3 rRNA genes are annotated in these 5,491 nt (G+C 56.1%); all 3 read right to left on the reverse strand.

Annotation, left to right across the window (positions count from 1 at the left end):
* Positions 1-7 precede the first annotated feature (7 nt).
* A 5S ribosomal RNA gene (rrf, locus tag MVA01S_RS28310) occupies positions 8-121 on the reverse strand.
* A 141-nt stretch (positions 122-262) separates the two neighbouring features.
* Positions 263-3,383, reverse strand: a 23S ribosomal RNA gene (locus tag MVA01S_RS28315).
* A gap of 411 nt (positions 3,384-3,794) precedes the next feature.
* Positions 3,795-5,316: ribosomal RNA gene (locus tag MVA01S_RS28320) — 16S ribosomal RNA — on the reverse strand.
* Together the 16S, 23S and 5S rRNA genes form the textbook arrangement of a ribosomal RNA operon.
* Between the last annotated feature and the right edge of the window lie 175 nt (positions 5,317-5,491).

A 5,491-nucleotide genomic window follows, 5' to 3' on the forward strand; every position in this document is an offset into this window, starting at 1 on the left:
AATTTGTGTTCGGCGGTGTCCTACTTTTCCACCCGAGTGGGTAGTATCATCGGCGCTGGCAGGCTTAGCTTCCGGGTTCGGGATGGGACCGGGCGTTTCCCTGCCGCTATGGACCGCCGTAACTCTATTCACTCGTTATCGAGCGTAAACCTTGTGGTTGTCCCCGTGTTATTGGTGGTGGGGTGTGTCTCAACAATTCTCCCGGTGAAGGGGGTGTTGTTGAGTGTGTGTGGTTTGTGGTGTGGTTGCGAGGTTTTGTTGTTGTTGTAAGTTTTCGGCCGGTTAGTGCCAGTTCCCTGCACACATTGCTGTGTTTCTAGGTCTGGTCTATCGATCCCGTGGTCTGCGGGGGGCCTTATCCCACTTAATGGGTGAGAAGCCTGGTCTTGGAGAAGGTTTCCCGCTTAGATGCTTTCAGCGGTTATCCTGTCCGAACGTAGCTATCCAGCAGTGCCCCTGGTGGGACAACTGGTAGACCAGAGGTTCGTCCGTCCCGGTCCTCTCGTACTAGGGACAGGTTTCCTCAAGCTTCTGACGCGCGCGGCGGATAGAGACCGAACTGTCTCACGACGTTCTAAACCCAGCTCGCGTGCCGCTTTAATGGGCGAACAGCCCAACCCTTGGGACCTGCTCCAGCCCCAGGATGCGACGAGCCGACATCGAGGTGCCAAACCATCCCGTCGATATGGACTCTTGGGGAAGATCAGCCTGTTATCCCCGGGGTACCTTTTATCCGTTGAGCGACACCCCTTCCACTCAGAGGTGCCGGATCACTAGTCCCGACTTTCGTCCCTGCTCGACATGTCCGTCTCGCAGTCAAGCTCCCTTGTGCACTTACACTCAACACCTGATTGCCGTCCAGGTTGAGGGAACCTTTGGGCGCCTCCGTTACATTTTAGGAGGCAACCGCCCCAGTTAAACTACCCACCAGGCACTGTCCCTGAACCGGATGTACGGTTCGAGGTTAGAGGCCCAATACGATCAGAGTGGTATTTCAACAACGACTCCACAATCACTGGCGTGACCGCTTCACAGTCTCCCACCTATCCTACACAAACCGTATCGAGCACCAATACCAAGTTGTAGTGAAGGTCCCGGGGTCTTTTCGTCCTGCCGCGCGTAACGAGCATCTTTACTCGTAATGCAATTTCGCCGAGTCTATGGTTGAGACAGTTGAGAAGTCGTTACGCCATTCGTGCAGGTCGGAACTTACCCGACAAGGAATTTCGCTACCTTAGGATGGTTATAGTTACCACCGCCGTTTACTGGGGCTTAAATTCTCCGCTTCACCCTTACGAGTTAACGGGTCCTCTTAACCTTCCAGCACCGGGCAGGCGTCAGTCCGTATACATCGTCTTGCGACTTCGCACGGACCTGTGTTTTTAGTAAACAGTCGCTTCTCACTGGTTTGTGCCACCCACTCCCGCTACCCACCGCGAAGGTGTTGACGGTATGTGGGTCCCCCTTCTCCCGAAGTTACGGGGGCATTTTGCCGAGTTCCTTAACCATAGTTCACTCGTACGCCTCGGTATTCTCTACCTGACCACCTGTGTTGGTTTGGGGTACGGGCCGTGTGTGCGCTCGCTAGAGGCTTTTCTCGACAGCATAGGATCACCGAATTCGCCTCAATCGGCTATGCATCACCTCTCAGGCATCATGAGTGACGGATTTACCTATCACTCGCCCTACAGGCTTACCCCAGTATTACCACTGACTGGTACGGCTACCTTCCTGTGTCACCCCATCGCTTGACTACTACCCACCTGGGTCCCGCGCAGCCGGCGATCCCCGCCCTCCGAAGAGTTTGGTGGACCACCATTTGGGCGGTTAGCAAGATGGATTCATCAGGGACGCTCACACACGGGTACGGGAATATCAACCCGTTGTCCATCGACTACGCCTGTCGGCCTCGCCTTAGGTCCCGACTCACCCTGGGCGGACTGGCCTGGCCCAGGAACCCTTGGTCTTCCGGCGGGCAAGGTTCTCACTTGCCTTATCGCTACTCATGCCTGCATTCTCACTCCCACACCCTCCACAGCTAGATCACTCTGCTGCTTCACCGGATGCAGGACGCTCCCCTACCCAGCACACAAGGTGTGCTGCCGCGGCTTCGGCGGTGTGCTTGAGCCCCGCTACATTATCGGCGCACAATCACTTGACCAGTGAGCTATTACGCACTCTTTCAAGGGTGGCTGCTTCTAAGCCAACCTCCTGGTTGTCTTCGCGACTGCACATCCTTTTCCACTTAGCACACGCTTAGGGGCCTTAGCCGGCGATCTGGGCTGTTTCCCTCTCGACGCACGGAGCTTATCCCCCGCCGTCTCACTGCCGCATTACACCGTGTCGGCATTCGGAGTTTGGCTGACGTCAGTAACCTTGTGAGGCCCATCGGCCATCCAGTAGCTCTACCTCCGACACGAACACTGCGACGCTGCACCTAAATGCATTTCGGGGAGAACCAGCTATCACGGAGTTTGATTGGCCTTTCACCCCTACCCACAACTCATCCCCTCAGTCTTCAACCTAAGTGGGTTCGGGCCTCCACGCGGTCTTACCCGCGCTTCACCCTGGCCATGGGTAGATCACTCCGCTTCGGGTCCAGAACACACCACTACACCACACACTATTGTGTGGATACGCCCTATTCAGACTCGCTTTCGCTACGGCTACCCCACACGGGTTAACCTCGCGACATGTCCCTGACTCGCAGGCTCATTCTTCAAAAGGCACGCCATCACCCCACCACGAAGGAGGGCTCTGACGGATTGTAAGCGCACGGTTTCAGGTACTATTTCACTCCCCTCCCGGGGTACTTTTCACCATTCCCTCACGGTACTAATCCGCTATCGGTCACTGGGAAGTATTCAGGCTTACCGGGTGGTCCCGGCAGATTCACAGCAGATTCCACGGGCCCGCTGCTACTCGGGGAAACATTCCACAGGAGCTGTTGAGTTTTCGCCTACGGGGCTCTCACCCTCTACGACAGACCATCCCAGGCCACTTCGACTAACCCAACAGTTTCTAACTCCTGCCCTCATCGGCGGATGAGAGAAGAAACGCCCCACAACACCGCACACACAACCCCCGCCGGGTATCACATGCACACGGTTTAGCCATCCTCCGCTTTCGCTCGCCACTACTCACGGAATCACTTTTGTTTTCTCTTCCTACGGGTACTGAGATGTTTCACTTCCCCGCGTTCCCCCCCAACGCCTATATATTCAGCGTTGGGTGACACGACATCACTCGTGCCGGGTTTCCCCATTCGGACATCCTCGGATCCACGCTCGGTTGGCAGCTCCCCGAGGCATATCGCAGCCTCCCACGTCCTTCATCGGCTCCCAGTGCCAAGGCATCCACCATGCGCCCTTAAACACTTACAACACAAAACCAAAAAATGAGTCACCCACACACACCCCCAAAAAGGGACTGCATGCGAGTATCAGAAAAATTTGCATTACACCGAACACACAACACCACAAGCGCTGTGCATTCAGATGCTCGCAACCACTATCCACGAATCAAACACCACACCCCACCACCAAAGCGGGGCAACAACACGCCGACCCTGCCAACGCAGAGCCACCCCCAAAAAAAGGGGCACGGGCTTGTTGTCTCAAAGCCCAATAGTGTGTCTGATGATTTCCCTCGCCGGCATTCCCTACCGGCTCGGCCAAGTTTGTCATGTGCACCAGACCCCCATCCACTACAGATGAAAGGCCATCCAACGAATCGATCAGATCACCGAACCCCCACACGATGTGGGCGGGCCTGATTCTCGTGGTGCTCCTTAGAAAGGAGGTGATCCAGCCGCACCTTCCGGTACGGCTACCTTGTTACGACTTCGTCCCAATCGCCGATCCCACCTTCGACGGCTCCCTCCCACAAGGGGTTAGGCCACCGGCTTCGGGTGTTACCGACTTTCATGACGTGACGGGCGGTGTGTACAAGGCCCGGGAACGTATTCACCGCAGCGTTGCTGATCTGCGATTACTAGCGACTCCGACTTCACGGGGTCGAGTTGCAGACCCCGATCCGAACTGAGACCGGCTTTGAAAGGATTCGCTCCACCTCACGGCATCGCAGCCCTTTGTACCGGCCATTGTAGCATGTGTGAAGCCCTGGACATAAGGGGCATGATGACTTGACGTCATCCCCACCTTCCTCCGAGTTGACCCCGGCAGTCTCTCACGAGTCCCCGCCATTACGCGCTGGCAACATAAGATAAGGGTTGCGCTCGTTGCGGGACTTAACCCAACATCTCACGACACGAGCTGACGACAGCCATGCACCACCTGCACACAGGCCACAAGGGAACTGATATCTCTACCAGCGTCCTGTGCATGTCAAACCCAGGTAAGGTTCTTCGCGTTGCATCGAATTAATCCACATGCTCCGCCGCTTGTGCGGGCCCCCGTCAATTTCTTTGAGTTTTAGCCTTGCGGCCGTACTCCCCAGGCGGGGTACTTAATGCGTTAGCTACGGCACGGATCCCAAGGAAGGAAACCCACACCTAGTACCCACCGTTTACGGCGTGGACTACCAGGGTATCTAATCCTGTTCGCTCCCCACGCTTTCGCTCCTCAGCGTCAGTTACTGCCCAGAGACCCGCCTTCGCCACCGGTGTTCCTCCTGATATCTGCGCATTCCACCGCTACACCAGGAATTCCAGTCTCCCCTGCAGTACTCTAGTCTGCCCGTATCGCCCGCACGCCCACAGTTGAGCTGTGAGTTTTCACGGACAACGCGACAAACCACCTACGAGCTCTTTACGCCCAGTAATTCCGGACAACGCTCGGACCCTACGTATTACCGCGGCTGCTGGCACGTAGTTGGCCGGTCCTTCTTCTCCAGGTACCGTCACTTGCGCTTCGTCCCTGGCGAAAGAGGTTTACAACCCGAAGGCCGTCATCCCTCACGCGGCGTCGCTGCATCAGGCTTGCGCCCATTGTGCAATATTCCCCACTGCTGCCTCCCGTAGGAGTCTGGGCCGTATCTCAGTCCCAGTGTGGCCGGTCACCCTCTCAGGCCGGCTACCCGTCGTCGCCTTGGTGAGCCGTAACCTCACCAACAAGCTGATAGGCCGCGGGCCCATCCCACACCGCAAAAGCTTTCCCCTCCCAGACCATGCAGCCAGAAGGGTGTATTCGGTATTAGACCCAGTTTCCCAGGCTTATCCCAAAGTGCAGGGCAGATCACCCACGTGTTACTCACCCGTTCGCCACTCGAGTACCCCGAAGGGCCTTTCCGTTCGACTTGCATGTGTTAAGCACGCCGCCAGCGTTCGTCCTGAGCCAGAATCAAACTCTCCAAACAAAAACCCCTCACCCAAAGGCAAGGCAGAATTCACAATCAGAGAAATCCGATCATCAAACAAGACACCAAAAACTGGCATCAAAAAACAGCCCACCCCTAAACGGGAAAAAGAGGTGAACCAAAAACAACAAACAAAAACCACCAAACACACTATTGAGTTCTCAAACAACACGCC

This window comes from Mycolicibacterium vaccae NBRC 14118 = CIP 105934, from assembly GCF_001552715.1.
Lineage (GTDB): Bacteria > Actinomycetota > Actinomycetes > Mycobacteriales > Mycobacteriaceae > Mycobacterium > Mycobacterium vaccae.